This window comes from Cloacibacterium normanense, assembly GCF_002943105.1.
In the GTDB taxonomy this organism is placed as follows: domain Bacteria; phylum Bacteroidota; class Bacteroidia; order Flavobacteriales; family Weeksellaceae; genus Cloacibacterium.
In genome coordinates this window covers 91,503-104,388 of sequence record NZ_PTPZ01000006.1, presented here as the reverse complement: position 1 = coordinate 104,388, position 12,886 = coordinate 91,503, and the positions used below count along the sequence as shown (strand labels likewise).

The window sequence follows — 12,886 nt, the reverse complement described above, 5'->3', positions numbered from 1 at the left end:
AAATTTTGACTAAAGAACTATTCTTTTATAATTAAGTTTTGGTTCGCCAAAATTTACCAAAAGAGCCAAATTATTTCCAGATACTTTTAAATAATTAATACATTGTGCAATATCTTCATCAACTATTTTATTTTTCCCTTTAACTTCAAGTATAATTTTATCAAATATGACAAAATCTGCATAAAATTTATGAGAAAGGATAATGCCTTTGTAGTTTACTGCATATTCTTTTTCTCTAGAGTATTCAATTTTAGCATTCTTGAATTCTAATTCCAAAGCATCTTTATAAACAATTTCTGAAAAACCTGCTCCCAAATTATTGTGAACTTCCATACAAATTCCAATAATTTGATATGACTCATCCTTATGAATGATACCCATATATTAGTTTTTCAATTTGTGAATTAGTGGAATTAAAAACAATTTTTTTTTAAAAAATATTCGTGCATTAGTGGCGATTACTCAAACATTTCAGCCCATCTTACTGGTTTTATTTCCTGAGGATTATAAAGTTGTTCTACAGATTTGGTTTTTTCTAGTTTTGGATAAAGATTTACACCAATGAGTTTTATTTTCCCTTCTTCTACCCAATTTTGTTCTGCAATTGCCTGTTGATAGATCATTTCAGCAATTTTTCCAGATTTTAGATTTTCTATAAAACCACCAGAATTTTCGATTTCTAAGAATAATTTCCAAGCGTTTTCTGCAAATTGATGGGTAATTTCTTCAATATAATAACTTCCGTTGGCAGCATCGTCAAAAACATTAATAATACTTTCGTATGCCAAAACAATTTGTTGTTTAAATGAAATTTCCTCTGAAAGTGAATTAGAATTTTGTACTTTAAAATCATTGCTATAAACCGCATCAGAACCAGCAATCATAGCAGCGGAAAGTTCTAGCGTAGAACGAATAAGGTTATTTTCTTCGTCGTTTTTAGCTTTATTTCTTAGAGAAGTTTCTGTGAAAATGTAAGGAATGCTGTCTAGTCCGAATTCTTTAGAAAGTTGATTGAAAAGGATTTTAAAAGCTCTGATTTTTGCAATTTCAAAGAAATAATTTCCCCCTACTGCAAATTTGAAAACCAATTTTTCTAAAATTTCAGCTCCAAAAACTTCTGCCAAATCTTTTGCTTTTGCTAATGCTAAAGCCAATTGTTGCGTGATAGAAGCTCCAGCATTTTGATAGAAAGTAGTATCTACCGCAATATTTCTTTTGAAATTTTTAGATAATAATTCTTCCGCTAATTGCGTGTTAATTTCTTGATTTTCAAAAACATTTATCAAAGAAATATATTGATTATCATCTGCAAGAGAAATGTGTCCTGCCAAATCTTTATTGGCCACGAAAAGCGTTTTTTCGGTCAAATGTTCTACATTATGCTCAAGTAAAAACGCATAAGCATGTTCTTCTAAATTATCTTGATATTTAGCAACCAAATGCGTAGATTCTTCTACTTTTGGAAGGTTTTTTAAGACAAAATCAGTGTCGGCATAATAAGGTTTTACAGAAATGCCTTCCAAGTTTTCTTTGGTAAGAACGGCATAAATATCTTCTGTTTTCAATTGTTTTTTGACCAGATTTTCCCAATCCTGAAGGGTAACTTGAGCAAACATAATGTATGGTTTTTTGTTTTATGTTCAAATGTTTTTCGACATTCGAAATTCAAGATAATTTATTTATTCTTCTTCTTTTTGCTTAATGGCAGAACTGTCTACCACGAGAATGAAAATTTCTTCATTTTTCTTTTTCATGAAATAATTTTCTCGCGCAAACTTTTCTTTTTCTGCTTTGTTGTTCATGAGCTTTTTGTAGAAAGCATCATTTTTATGATATTCTGACTTGTAATACGAGAGTTGTTCTTCGTATTTGTCTATTTCTTTGTTTAAATCTTTGATGACTAACCAAGATGTGGAATCAAAAAAAATCATCCATACCAAAAAAAGAAAAATGGTAATAAAATATTTATTGAGAAGGTATTTCTGAACGAAACGCCAACTCGGAGATTTTTTCTGAATATCTTTAATTAGTTCCTTCATTAATAGGCTTTTTTAAGAGAATTGTTAATGACTGTAGAAAGAAAATCAATAGCTACAGAATTTTTTCTCATGTTAGGAACAATAAGGTCTGCTTCGTTTTTAGAAGGCTCTATAAACTCTTGGTGCATTGGTTTCAGCGTAGTTTGATAACGGTGAAGAACTTCATGTAAATCTCTGCCGCGTTCTTGTGTATCACGTCTAATTCTTCTGATTAATCTTTCGTCTGAATCTGCGTGTACAAATACTTTAAGATCGAATTCCTTTAAAAGTTCCTGATTAGTCAAAACCAAAATTCCTTCTACAATTAAAACGTTTTTAGGTTCTACAGTAACGTGATCTCCAGTTCTAGAATGCGTAACGAAAGAATACAAAGGTTGTTCTATGTTTTCTCCTCTTTTAAGCGCTTTTACATGTTTTACCAATAATTCAAAATCGATTGATTTTGGATGGTCATAATTCAGCGCTTCTCTTTCTGAGAGCGATAATTGGTGATTATCATGGTAATAATTGTCTTGAGAAAGTACATTTACACCTTCTGCATTCAATTGTTGCAAAATATTATTCACTACGGTGGTTTTACCAGAACCAGTTCCACCTGCAATACCTATTACTAACATTAAAAATATATTTTTTACAAATTTAGCTAAATTCCTAAATAATTGGTTGATTGATGCGTTCTTTTTTGGTCAGAAACCCTATTTTTTCAGATGTTCTTCTTCATTGGAAATTCCAAAAATATAATATACTACAGCTTGTACTCTTGCGAGAAATTCTCTAAAGTGATTTCTGTAATAACTCTGATATTTAGTAACGTCTTGGGCATCAAATCCTAATGCGTTCATACCAATGTTTCTTGCAAAAAATAAAGCTCTAAGGTTATGAAATCCTTGTGAAACAATGATTACGTTTTTTTGTTGGTATTCATTTTTGCATCTTAGAATGCTTTCGCGAGTGTTAAAACCTTTTGGGTCTTCTAGAATAATGTTTTCGGGAACTCCACCTTGATAAATCAAGAAATTTTTCATGGCTTTTGGTTCGTTATAGCCTTTACTTTTTTCGCCACTTACAATGATTTTTTTGATTTTTCCATGATGATAAAGTAGCGCAGTAGCATCCATTCTAGAAATGAAATATGGATTGGCATTTCCTGCCATCGTTTTGGGGGATGTTCCTAAAACCAGTGCTACTTCTCTTGGCGGAATTTTAGAAATTTTAGTATACGTTCTTCCTTCGGTGAGAGAAAATACCCAGAAGTTTGCCAATATCATCAGCAAAAATCCTATTTCTATCAACAAGAAAAATTTTTTAAATATGTCTAAAAGGATTCTCAATAAAATAATTCTAAATTCGTTGGTAACAAATATATCAAAAGAAGCATTTTGATTTTATTATATTTGTAAAATCGACTCAATAATCAATTCCATAACAAAAATAAACAATTAATATTTATGAAAAAATTAATCTTTTCCACACTTATATTAACCGCACTATTTTCTTGTAAAAAGAACGAAGCTCCAGATCAATTAACAGAAGAAACAACCAATGAAACAGTAGATAGCTCAGCTGTAACTACTGTTAATGCTTTGCCTGAAGTAAATCAAGAACAATTAAAAGCAATGGTTGCACCAAAAAAAAATGACACCATTTATGTAACCAATTTCTTTGCAACTTGGTGTGGACCTTGTATGAAAGAGATTCCGCATTTCAAAGAAAAAATGGAAGAACTAAAAGGAAAACCAGTGAAATTTACCTTTGTAAGTGTAGATGCTAAAGAAGATTGGAACACAGCTGTAAGTGATTTTGCAGATGAATATGATATCAGAAAAAATGTAGTTCTTTTCGATGCTTCTATGATTGCACCAGATTATTTCACTACGATTACCAAGACTTGGGATGGTGGTTCTATTCCTTTTACCGTGATTAAAAAAGGTGATAAAGAAATAGAAACAGTAGGAATGATGAGCAAAGAAGATTTAGATGCAAAACTGAATTCTTTTAAATAAAATATTTCTCTCGCAGATGGGGCTGATAAAGCAGATGAATAGACTCAAAAAAATCTGCAAAATTTGCAAAATCAGTGAGAGTTTTCTTTTTCATAGATTTTTTTCAGTTAAATTTGTGAAGTTTTTAAATAAAATCTGTGAACAATAAAACTTTCAAAACCATTCTTATTTTCCTATTTTCATTGGTGGTGATTACGATTCTCATCAATTTAAATATAGGTTTCATAAAACTAGGTTTAGCAGATTTTTTTGATGGCAATGCTCAGAACTCACAAATTGCAGAACTCAGAATGAATCGTGTTTTAGCGATGTTTCTAGCAGGCGTTTCTATTCCTACTTCTGGATTTCTTTTGCAAGAATATTTTCAAAATCCATTAGCGGGACCTTCGGTTCTTGGGATAACTTCAGTGGCGAGTTTAAGCGTAGCTTTTTATATCTTTTTTTCTCAAGATTTTACTTTACCAGAATTTTTGCAAAATGGTTTCATCAGTATTTCTGCAATTCTTGGAAGCCTTTTGCTGATGAGTATTTTATTGATTTTTTCTAGAAAATTTCAAGATAAATCATATCTGATTATTTTTGGTTTCTTGGTTTCTGCTTTAGCAGGAGCAGTAGTTTCTATCTTACAATTATATGCAGAAAATCAAAGTCTGAAAAACTATATTTTATGGAGTTTTGGTGCGAATAATCAAGTGACCAGAAATCAACTTTGGGTGCTATTTATTGTAGTATTAATTGGATTGTTTTTAAGTTTCAAAAGCATAAAACCGCTCATCGGGAATAGTTTAGGAAATCAATATGCTAAAAGTTTAGGGGTAAATTTAGAGCAACTGAAATATTTTGTCATCATTGCTTCTTCCCTACTTTCTGCATCTGTTACGGCGTTTTTAGGGCCAATTTTGTTTATAGGAATCGTAGTTCCTCATTTTAGCAGAATGATTTATTCGCCTGCAAAATTGTGGCAGCAATGGATTTTGAACATGATTTTGGGAGTTTTTATTATGGAGTTTTTCTCTATTATTTCAGAGATTTCTCAATTCCCAATTAATGTCATTACGAGTTTGTTTGGAGTACCTGTAATTCTGATGATGATTTTGAAGAAAAAATAAAACTAAACGCAAAGTCGCAAAATAAGTTTTATCTGCAAAGCGCATTTAAGACGCAAGTCATCTAAGATGACAATTCAATAAAAACTAATAACAAAACTATGACAGAAAATGAATTATCAAAAATTGTTTTTGATTTAGGATTAAAAATTCACAGGAAATTTGGAGCAGGATTATTTGAAAATGTTTATGAAGAATGTTTGTTTTATGAATTGAAAAAAACTGGATTAAAGGTAGAAAAACAAAGAATACTTCCCATCATCTATGAAGAATTAAGAATTGAAAATGCCTATAGAATTGATATTATTATTGAGGATAAACTTATACTAGAAATAAAAACGGTTGACTTCATAAATGATGTTCATAAAGCACAGATATTGACTTATTTAAAATTGACAAATTGCAAATTAGGATTAATTCTTAATTTTAGAACAGATATATTTAAAGACGGAGTAAAAAGAGTTGTTAATGGTTTATAAAAAATGAAAATCTTTGATTTTCTTGCGCCTTAAAAACGTAACACTTATAAAAAATTGAATTGCGCCTTTGCGTTAAAAAAAATGTTTTTACAAATAAAAAATACAACAATTGGTTACCAAAAACCTCTTATTTCAGAGGTTAATGCGTCATTGGATTACGGTGATGTTTGTTTGCTGATTGGTAATAATGGTGTGGGTAAAACCACATTGATTAAAAGTATACTTCATCAGATTTCTACATTAAATGGTGAGATTTTGATACATCAAAAAAATATAGAGAAACTTTCAGATAAAGAAATTGCAGAACAAATAGCAGTGGTTTTTGCAAAATCTCAAATTCCTGCAAATTACACCACAGAAGATTTAATTTCCCTTGGAAAATTCATCCATTTGCCTTTTTATTATCAATTGGAAAATGAAGATGTAGAACATGTCAACAACATTATTTCTCAGCTAAAGCTGGAAGAATATAGAAATATTCAGTTGCAGAAATTGTCAGATGGAAATCTTCAAAAAGCCTTTATTGGAAGAGCTTTAGCACAGAATTCTCCTATGATTATTTTAGATGAACCTACAACTCATTTAGACGAAGAAAATAAAATCATCATCTTAAAATTGTTGAGAGATTTAGCTAAAAACCACAATAAAATCATTCTTTTTTCTTCTCACGATTGGCGATTGGCTAAAGAATTTGCTGATAAAATTTGGTTTATTAATGACCAAAAGCTCCAAGAAGGTTTGGCGGAAGACATTCTCTTGAAGAATGATTTATTGACCAATCCTCGACTTTTTACCATCAATGAAGACTTTGTTTCACCTGAAATTATAGCTCCATTTTTAGAAAAAGAAATGTTGTACTCAGCTTTGCAAAAAAACTTTAAAAGAGACCTTTCTGGTTTTAAAATAGAATTTCAGGGTGTATTTTGGGAGATTTTTTACCAAAATAATAGGTTTTCTTGTCAATCTATTGACGAAATACTGTTATCAATTAGAAATTGCTTATAATCAGCGTTTTTCGTTTGAAATTTCTCATTTTCAAATTCTTTCTCTTATTCTTTGCATAATAATTAATTGTCACATAATCAATAAGTTATCCGTTTGTAATAAAAAATACTATGCACGCATAGTATTTTTTTTATATTTGCTATGCACGCATAACATTTTTTAAAAATGGAAACTAAGACTAAAGAAAAAGTAGAAAATGTAGACTTAATGCTTAAATCAGTTTGGTTGGCAGTGAGTAAAATGTACTCCGAACAAGCTTCTATGCATAATTCTACGGCTGTACAAGCTTTAACGCTACTTAAAATCGATCCAAAAGAAGGAACAAGAAGTACTAATCTTGGTCCTAAAATGGCTATTGAGCCTACTTCTTTGACTAGAATTATCAAGCTTTTAGAAGATAATGGTTATATCTACAAAGAAAAAACAACTTCTGATAAAAGAGAAGTAATTATTAAATTGACAGACAAAGGTCTTAAATCTAGAAACCTTTCAAAAGAGGTTGTGGTAGGATTTAATAAAAAAGTGGTAGAAAAAATAGACCCAGAAAAATTCGCTGTTTTCAAAGAAGTCATGGGAGACATTTTGAAAATTGCTAATGATATGAACAATAAAAAATAAACCTATATTTATAATGAAAAGACGAATTAAACACGTTACAGTTCTTGGTTCAGGAATTATGGGAAGCGGAATTGCTGCGCACTTTGCAAACATTGGCGTAGAAGTTCTCCTTCTGGATATTGTTCCGTTTGAATTAACAGAAGCTGAACAGAAAAAAGATCTTACCAAAGAAGACAAAGCAGTACGAAACAGAATTGCTACAGAAAGTTTGGCTAAATTAGTAAAAGCCAGCCCTGCTCTACTTTATAAAAAGGAGTTTGCAGAAAGAATCTCTGTAGGAAATTTTGATGACGATTTGCAAAAAATCAAAAATACAGATTGGATTATCGAGGTGGTAGTAGAAAGATTAGACATTAAAAAGTCTGTTTACGAAAAAATCGAACAATTCCGTAAACCTGGAACTTTGGTATCTTCTAATACTTCTGGTATTCCAATTAATATGTTGGTAGAAGGAAGAAGTGATGATTTCAAAAAATATTTTGCAGGAACGCACTTCTTTAACCCGGTAAGATATTTACCGCTTTTAGAAATTATTCCTACCAATGACACCGATGCTGAAATCGTGAAATTCTACATGGAATATGGCGCTAAATTCTTAGGAAAAACTACTGTTTTAGCAAAAGATACTCCTGCGTTCATTGCAAACAGAATTGGAGTTTTTTCGATGATGAATTTACTTCACAATGTAAAATCTATTGGTCTTAATGTAACTGAAGTTGATAAATTAACAGGTCCAGTTATTGGTAGACCTAAATCTGCAACTTTCAGAACTGCAGACGTGGTAGGTTTAGATACTTTGGTTCACGTAGCAAACGGTGTTCATGCTTCTGGTGTAGAAGATGAACAATTTAAAGGAACTTTTGTTCTTCCAGATTACATCAATATGATGATGGAAAACAAATGGTTAGGGTCTAAAACGGAACAAGGTTTCTATAAAAAAGTGAAAAATGCTGATGGAAAATCAGAAATTCACGGTCTTAATTTAGATTCTTATCAATACGAAAATCAAGGAAAAGCAAATTTTGCTACTCTTGAACTCACTAAAAATATTGATAAACCAATTGACAGATTCAAAGTTTTAATTGGTGGTAAAGACAAAGCAGGCGATTTATACAGAAAATCTCTTGGTGCTCTTTTCGCTTATGTTTCTCACAAAATTCCTGAAATTTCAGACGAGCTTTACAAAGTAGACGATGCGATGAAAGCAGGTTTCGGTTGGGAAAACGGTCCTTTCGAAATTTGGGATGCTGTAGGTGTTCAAAAAGGCATTGAATTGGCTACAGAAGCAGGTTTCACTGTTTCAGAATGGGTGAAATCAGTAGAATCTTTCTACAAAGTAAATGAAGAAGGTCAAAGCATTTTCTTCGACAAAAATTCTGGAAATTACAATAATATTCCTGGTCAAGAAGCTTTCATTATTCTTGATAATATTAGAAAAAATAAAACATTGTGGAGCAATTCTGGTTCTGCAATCCAAGATTTAGGAGACGGAATCATCAACTTTGAAATTCGTTCCAAAATGAATTCTTTAGGAGGTGAAGTTCTTGATGGTTTAAATAGAGCAATTGATTTAGCAGAAAAAGAATATGATGGTTTAGTGATAGGAAATCAAGGTGCTAATTTCTCTGTTGGAGCTAATTTAGCGATGATTTTGATGATGGCAATCGAACAAGATTGGGACGATCTGAATATGGCAATTGCTTATTTTCAAAAATCGATGATGAGAGTTCGTTATTCTTCTGTTCCTGTGGTAGTTGCACCTTTCGGAATGACTTTAGGTGGTGGTTGCGAAATGACAATGCACGCTGATAAAGTAGTTGCTGCAGCTGAAACATACATTGGTTTAGTAGAAACGGGAGTTGGTGTAATTCCTGGTGGTGGTGGTACTAAAGAATTTGCTTTAAGAACTTCTAAAGAATTTGTTGCAGATGATGTGAAAACCAATAGAATGCGTGATGCTTTTATGAATATCGCAATGGGAAAAGTGGCAACTTCTGCTTACGAAGCTTTCGATATGGGAATTCTTGAAAATCATAAAGACATCGTGGTAGTAAACAAAAACCGACAAATTGCTGAAGCTAAAAAAGTGGCTAAATTATTGGCAGAACAAGGTTATACACAACCAATTCCTCAAAAAGTAAAAGTTCTTGGGCAAGGTGCATTAGGAATGTTCTACGTAGGAACAGACCAAATGGTAACTGGAAATTACATTTCTGAACACGATAAGAAAATTGCAGATAAATTAGCTTATGTAATGGTAGGTGGTAATCTTTCTGAGCCAACTGTAGTTACAGAACAATATTTATTGAATCTTGAAAGAGAAGCATTCTTACAATTGTGTGGTGAAAGAAAAACACTAGAAAGAATTCAGTTTATGTTACAAAAAGGGAAACCGCTAAGAAACTAAAAATCTTAAAAATCAAGTTTTGAGCCACGAAGTGGCGAAATAAAATAGCATCAGGTAAAGCCCGATGAAATTAAAAGCCATAAATAAAAAAGCCACGAAGTGGCGAAATCAAAATTTAAAATTTAAAAAATATGTCAAATAAAACAGCATATATAGTAGCAGGTTACAGAACAGCGGTAGGTAAAGCTCCGAAAGGAAGTTTAAGATTTACCAGACCAGATGTAATGGCTGCAAAAGTGATAGAAAAATTGATGGCAGATTTGCCTCAGCTAGATAAAGATAGAATCGACGATTTAATCGTTGGTAACGCAATGCCAGAAGCAGAACAAGGCTTAAACGTGGCACGTTTGATTTCTTTAATGGGATTAAATACCGATAAAGTTCCAGGAGTTACCGTAAACAGATATTGTGCATCTGGTTCTGAAGCGATTGCGATTGCTTCTGCTAAAATTCAAGCAGGAATGGCAGATTGTATTATTGCAGGAGGTGCAGAATCTATGTCTTTCATTCCAATGGGCGGTTATAAACCAGTTCCAGAAAGTCATTACGCAAAATCTAACCCAGATTATTATTGGGGAATGGGTTATACTGCAGAAGAAGTTGCTAAGCAATATAAAATTACAAGAGAAGAACAAGACCAATTTGCTTTTGAATCTCATCAAAAAGCTTTGAAAGCTATTGCTGAAGGAAAATTCGCCAAACAAATCGTTCCAATTCCTGTAGAATATAATTTCTTAGACGAAAATCAAAAAGTTCAAACCAAAAAATTTGATTTCTCAGTAGACGAAGGTCCTAGAGCAGATACTTCTATCGAAGGTTTGGCAAAATTAAGACCAGTTTTTGCTGCTGGAGGTTCTGTTACAGCAGGAAACTCTTCTCAGATGTCTGATGGTGCTGCTTTCGTAGTAGTAATGTCAGAAGAAATGGTAAAAGAATTGAATCTTGAACCTATCGCAAGACTAGTTTCTTATGCAGCTGTTGGTTTAGAGCCTAGAATTATGGGAGTTGGCCCAATTTACGCCATTCCAAAAGCGCTAAAACAAGCAGGGCTTTCTCTTCAAGATATTGGTTTAATTGAATTGAACGAAGCCTTTGCTTCTCAGTCAGTTGCCATTAAAAAAGAATTGGATTTAAACCCAGAAATATTAAATGTAAATGGTGGAGCAATCGCTCTTGGTCACCCTCTAGGTTGTACAGGAACTAAATTGACGGTTCAACTTCTTGACGAAATGAAATTAAGAGGCGTGAAATACGGAATGGTTTCTATGTGTGTAGGAACAGGACAAGGCGCTGCAAGTGTAATTGAACTTCTTTAAATCGTAGAAAGTACAATGTACGATGTACAATGTATCTTTTAAAATTTCAAAAAAAATAAATTAACCAAATGTACTTTGTACTTTATACATTTTACATTATACAGAATAAAAAAATAATAATATGAGCACATTAAAAGGAGGAGAATTCCTAATAAAAGAAATAGAAGCTAAGAATATCTTCACGATGGAAGATTTTTCTGAGGAACAAAAAATGCTTCGCGACTCTGCAAGAGAATTTATTGACAAAGTTGTAGTTCCTAACAAAGAGCGTTTCGAGAAAAAAGACTACGCATTCACTGAAGAGTGTATGAAACAAATCGGTGAAATGGGATTCTTAGGAATCGCAGTTCCTGAAAATTACGGAGGTCTTGGTCTTGGTTTTGTATCTACTATGATTGCTTGTGATTACATTTCTGGCGCAACTGGTTCATTGGCAACTGCTTATGGAGCACACACTGGAATTGGTACGCTTCCTATCCTATTATACGGAACCGAAGCTCAAAAACAAAAATATTTACCAGATTTAGCAGCTGGAACTAAATTCGGAGCATACTGTTTAACTGAGCCAGATGCTGGTTCTGATGCAAACTCTGGAAAAACAAAAGCTAAATTGTCTGAAGATGGTAAACATTATATCATTAATGGTCAAAAAATGTGGATTTCTAACGCAGGTTTTGCAGATACATTCACATTCTTTGCTAAAATTGATGATGACAAAAATATCACTGGTTTCGTAGTAAATAGAAGCGAACTAGAAAATCCTGAAAGCCTTACTTTCGGTGAAGAAGAGCACAAATTAGGGATTAGAGCTTCTTCTACTCGTCAGGTTTTCTTCAATGATATGAAAGTTCCTGTAGAATGTCTTTTGGGTGAAAGAAACAATGGTTTCAAAATCGCTTTAAATGCATTAAATGTAGGTAGAATTAAATTGGCTGCAGCTTGTTTAGATGCACAGAGAAGAATTTTCAACCTTTCTGTAAACTATGCGAACGAAAGAAAACAGTTCAATACTCCTATTTCTACTTTCGGAGCCATTAGAAAAAAATTAGCGGAAATGGCTACTGCTACTTTCGTTTCAGAAGCTGGATCTTATAGAGCGGCTCAAGATATTCAAGATAAAATTGATGCACTTGTTGCTGGTGGAATGTCTCATCAAGAAGCTGAGTTAAAAGGTGTAGAAGAATTCGCGGTAGAATGTTCTATCCTTAAAGTATATGTTTCAGACATCGCTCAAAAAGCAGCAGATGAAGGAATTCAGATTTTTGGAGGTATGGGATTCTCTGAAGACACACCAATGGAAGCAGCTTGGAGAGATGCCAGAATTTCTAGAATTTATGAAGGTACAAACGAAATCAACAGACTTCTTTCTGTAGGAATGTTAATTAAGAGAGCTTTTAAAGGCGAAATCGATTTAATGTCTCCTGCAATGGCAGTGGGTAAAGAATTAATGGGTATTCCTTCTTTCGAAACGCCTGATTATTCAGAATTTATGTCAGAAGAAAAAGCAATCATCGCAAATCTTAAGAAAGTATTCTTAATGGTTTCTGGTGCTGCACTTCAGAAATACATGATGGAGATTGAAAAACAACAACACTTGTTAATCAATGCTTCAGAAATCTTGAACCAAATCTATATGGCAGAATCTGCAATTCTAAGAGTTGAGAAAAACTTCGGTCCAGATTCTATAGAAGCAGCAATGGCACAATTAAACCTTTACAAAGCGGTAGAAGCTGTAATTACTTCTGCTAAAGAAGGAATTGTTTCTTTTGCTGATGGAGATGAGCAAAGAATGATGCTTTCTGGTCTTAGAAGATTTACAAAATATACCAATCAGCCAAACGTAATCGCGTTAACTGAGAAAATTGCTAAGCATTTTGTAGAGAAAAATTCTTACTAAAATTTGTTAATTCAAT

13 protein-coding genes are annotated in these 12,886 nt (G+C 32.6%); 8 read left to right on the top strand and 5 right to left on the bottom strand.

Annotation, left to right across the window (positions count from 1 at the left end; genetic code table 11):
• Positions 1-9: 9 nt before the first annotated feature.
• The 5 genes from C3729_RS10265 to C3729_RS10245 all read right to left on the bottom strand — a co-directional run bounded on the left by C3729_RS10265 (position 10) and on the right by C3729_RS10245 (position 3,370).
• Positions 10-381, bottom strand: a complete 372-nt coding sequence (locus tag C3729_RS10265; RefSeq protein WP_104794057.1) for a GxxExxY protein — start codon at positions 379-381, stop codon at positions 10-12.
• A 77-nt stretch (positions 382-458) separates the two neighbouring features.
• Entirely contained in the window at positions 459-1,616 is a 1,158-nt protein-coding gene (locus C3729_RS10260; protein WP_104794056.1) for a methylmalonyl-CoA mutase family protein, read from the bottom strand.
• Positions 1,617-1,679: 63 nt separating this feature from the next.
• Positions 1,680-2,039, bottom strand: coding sequence for an FtsB family cell division protein (locus tag C3729_RS10255; protein WP_069798999.1), 360 nt, complete (start codon positions 2,037-2,039; stop codon positions 1,680-1,682).
• Positions 2,039-2,656 carry a uridine kinase gene (gene udk, locus C3729_RS10250; RefSeq protein WP_069798997.1) on the bottom strand — a complete coding sequence of 206 codons (618 nt, stop codon included), beginning with the start codon at positions 2,654-2,656 and terminating at the stop codon, positions 2,039-2,041. The genes C3729_RS10255 and udk overlap by 1 nt, the downstream gene beginning before the upstream one ends.
• 78 nt (positions 2,657-2,734) lie before the next feature.
• Positions 2,735-3,370: a vancomycin high temperature exclusion protein gene (locus tag C3729_RS10245; protein WP_165785761.1), complete on the bottom strand. Its 636-nt coding sequence runs from the start codon at positions 3,368-3,370 to the stop codon at positions 2,735-2,737.
• 117 nt (positions 3,371-3,487) lie between these two features.
• Here C3729_RS10245 and C3729_RS10240 point away from each other — a divergent pair, with 117 nt between their 5' ends.
• From C3729_RS10240 to C3729_RS10205, 8 genes are all read left to right on the top strand, one after another.
• Entirely contained in the window at positions 3,488-4,042 is a 555-nt protein-coding gene (locus C3729_RS10240) for a thioredoxin domain-containing protein (RefSeq protein WP_104794055.1), read from the top strand.
• A 137-nt stretch (positions 4,043-4,179) separates the two neighbouring features.
• Complete coding sequence (locus C3729_RS10235; protein WP_104794054.1) at positions 4,180-5,151, top strand: iron ABC transporter permease; 972 nt, start codon at positions 4,180-4,182, stop codon at positions 5,149-5,151.
• 98 nt (positions 5,152-5,249) lie between these two features.
• Positions 5,250-5,627 (top strand): GxxExxY protein, encoded by a 378-nt coding sequence (locus C3729_RS10230; protein ID WP_104794053.1) that lies wholly within the window; start codon positions 5,250-5,252, stop codon positions 5,625-5,627.
• 81 nt (positions 5,628-5,708) lie between these two features.
• A complete protein-coding gene (locus C3729_RS10225) occupies positions 5,709-6,632 on the top strand; it encodes an ABC transporter ATP-binding protein (protein ID WP_104794052.1) in 924 nt (307 codons plus the stop codon).
• A 165-nt stretch (positions 6,633-6,797) separates the two neighbouring features.
• A complete protein-coding gene (locus tag C3729_RS10220) occupies positions 6,798-7,250 on the top strand; it encodes a MarR family winged helix-turn-helix transcriptional regulator (RefSeq protein ID WP_069798987.1) in 453 nt (150 codons plus the stop codon).
• 13 nt (positions 7,251-7,263) lie between these two features.
• Positions 7,264-9,657 carry a 3-hydroxyacyl-CoA dehydrogenase/enoyl-CoA hydratase family protein gene (locus C3729_RS10215; RefSeq protein WP_104794051.1) on the top strand — a complete coding sequence of 798 codons (2,394 nt, stop codon included), beginning with the start codon at positions 7,264-7,266 and terminating at the stop codon, positions 9,655-9,657.
• A 131-nt stretch (positions 9,658-9,788) separates the two neighbouring features.
• A complete protein-coding gene (locus C3729_RS10210; RefSeq protein ID WP_104794050.1) occupies positions 9,789-10,973 on the top strand; it encodes a thiolase family protein in 1,185 nt (394 codons plus the stop codon).
• Between the two features lie 121 nt (positions 10,974-11,094).
• Positions 11,095-12,870: an acyl-CoA dehydrogenase family protein gene (locus C3729_RS10205; protein WP_104794049.1), complete on the top strand. Its 1,776-nt coding sequence runs from the start codon at positions 11,095-11,097 to the stop codon at positions 12,868-12,870.
• Positions 12,871-12,886 lie beyond the last annotated feature (16 nt).

Bases quoted from the DNA above. Each gene is read 5' to 3' on its own strand.
- C3729_RS10240 (WP_104794055.1), top strand. From the start codon at position 3,488: ATGAAAAAATTAATCTTTTCCACACTTATATTAACCGCACTATTTTCT.
- C3729_RS10230 (WP_104794053.1), top strand. From the start codon at position 5,250: ATGACAGAAAATGAATTATCAAAAATTGTTTTTGATTTAGGATTAAAA.
- C3729_RS10220 (WP_069798987.1), top strand. From the start codon at position 6,798: ATGGAAACTAAGACTAAAGAAAAAGTAGAAAATGTAGACTTAATGCTT.
- C3729_RS10210 (WP_104794050.1), top strand. From the start codon at position 9,789: ATGTCAAATAAAACAGCATATATAGTAGCAGGTTACAGAACAGCGGTA.
- udk (WP_069798997.1), bottom strand. From the start codon at position 2,656: ATGTTAGTAATAGGTATTGCAGGTGGAACTGGTTCTGGTAAAACCACC.
- C3729_RS10225 (WP_104794052.1), top strand. From the start codon at position 5,709: ATGTTTTTACAAATAAAAAATACAACAATTGGTTACCAAAAACCTCTT.
- C3729_RS10255 (WP_069798999.1), bottom strand. From the start codon at position 2,039: ATGAAGGAACTAATTAAAGATATTCAGAAAAAATCTCCGAGTTGGCGT.
- C3729_RS10205 (WP_104794049.1), top strand. From the start codon at position 11,095: ATGAGCACATTAAAAGGAGGAGAATTCCTAATAAAAGAAATAGAAGCT.
- C3729_RS10260 (WP_104794056.1), bottom strand. From the start codon at position 1,616: ATGTTTGCTCAAGTTACCCTTCAGGATTGGGAAAATCTGGTCAAAAAA.
- C3729_RS10215 (WP_104794051.1), top strand. From the start codon at position 7,264: ATGAAAAGACGAATTAAACACGTTACAGTTCTTGGTTCAGGAATTATG.
- C3729_RS10265 (WP_104794057.1), bottom strand. From the start codon at position 381: ATGGGTATCATTCATAAGGATGAGTCATATCAAATTATTGGAATTTGT.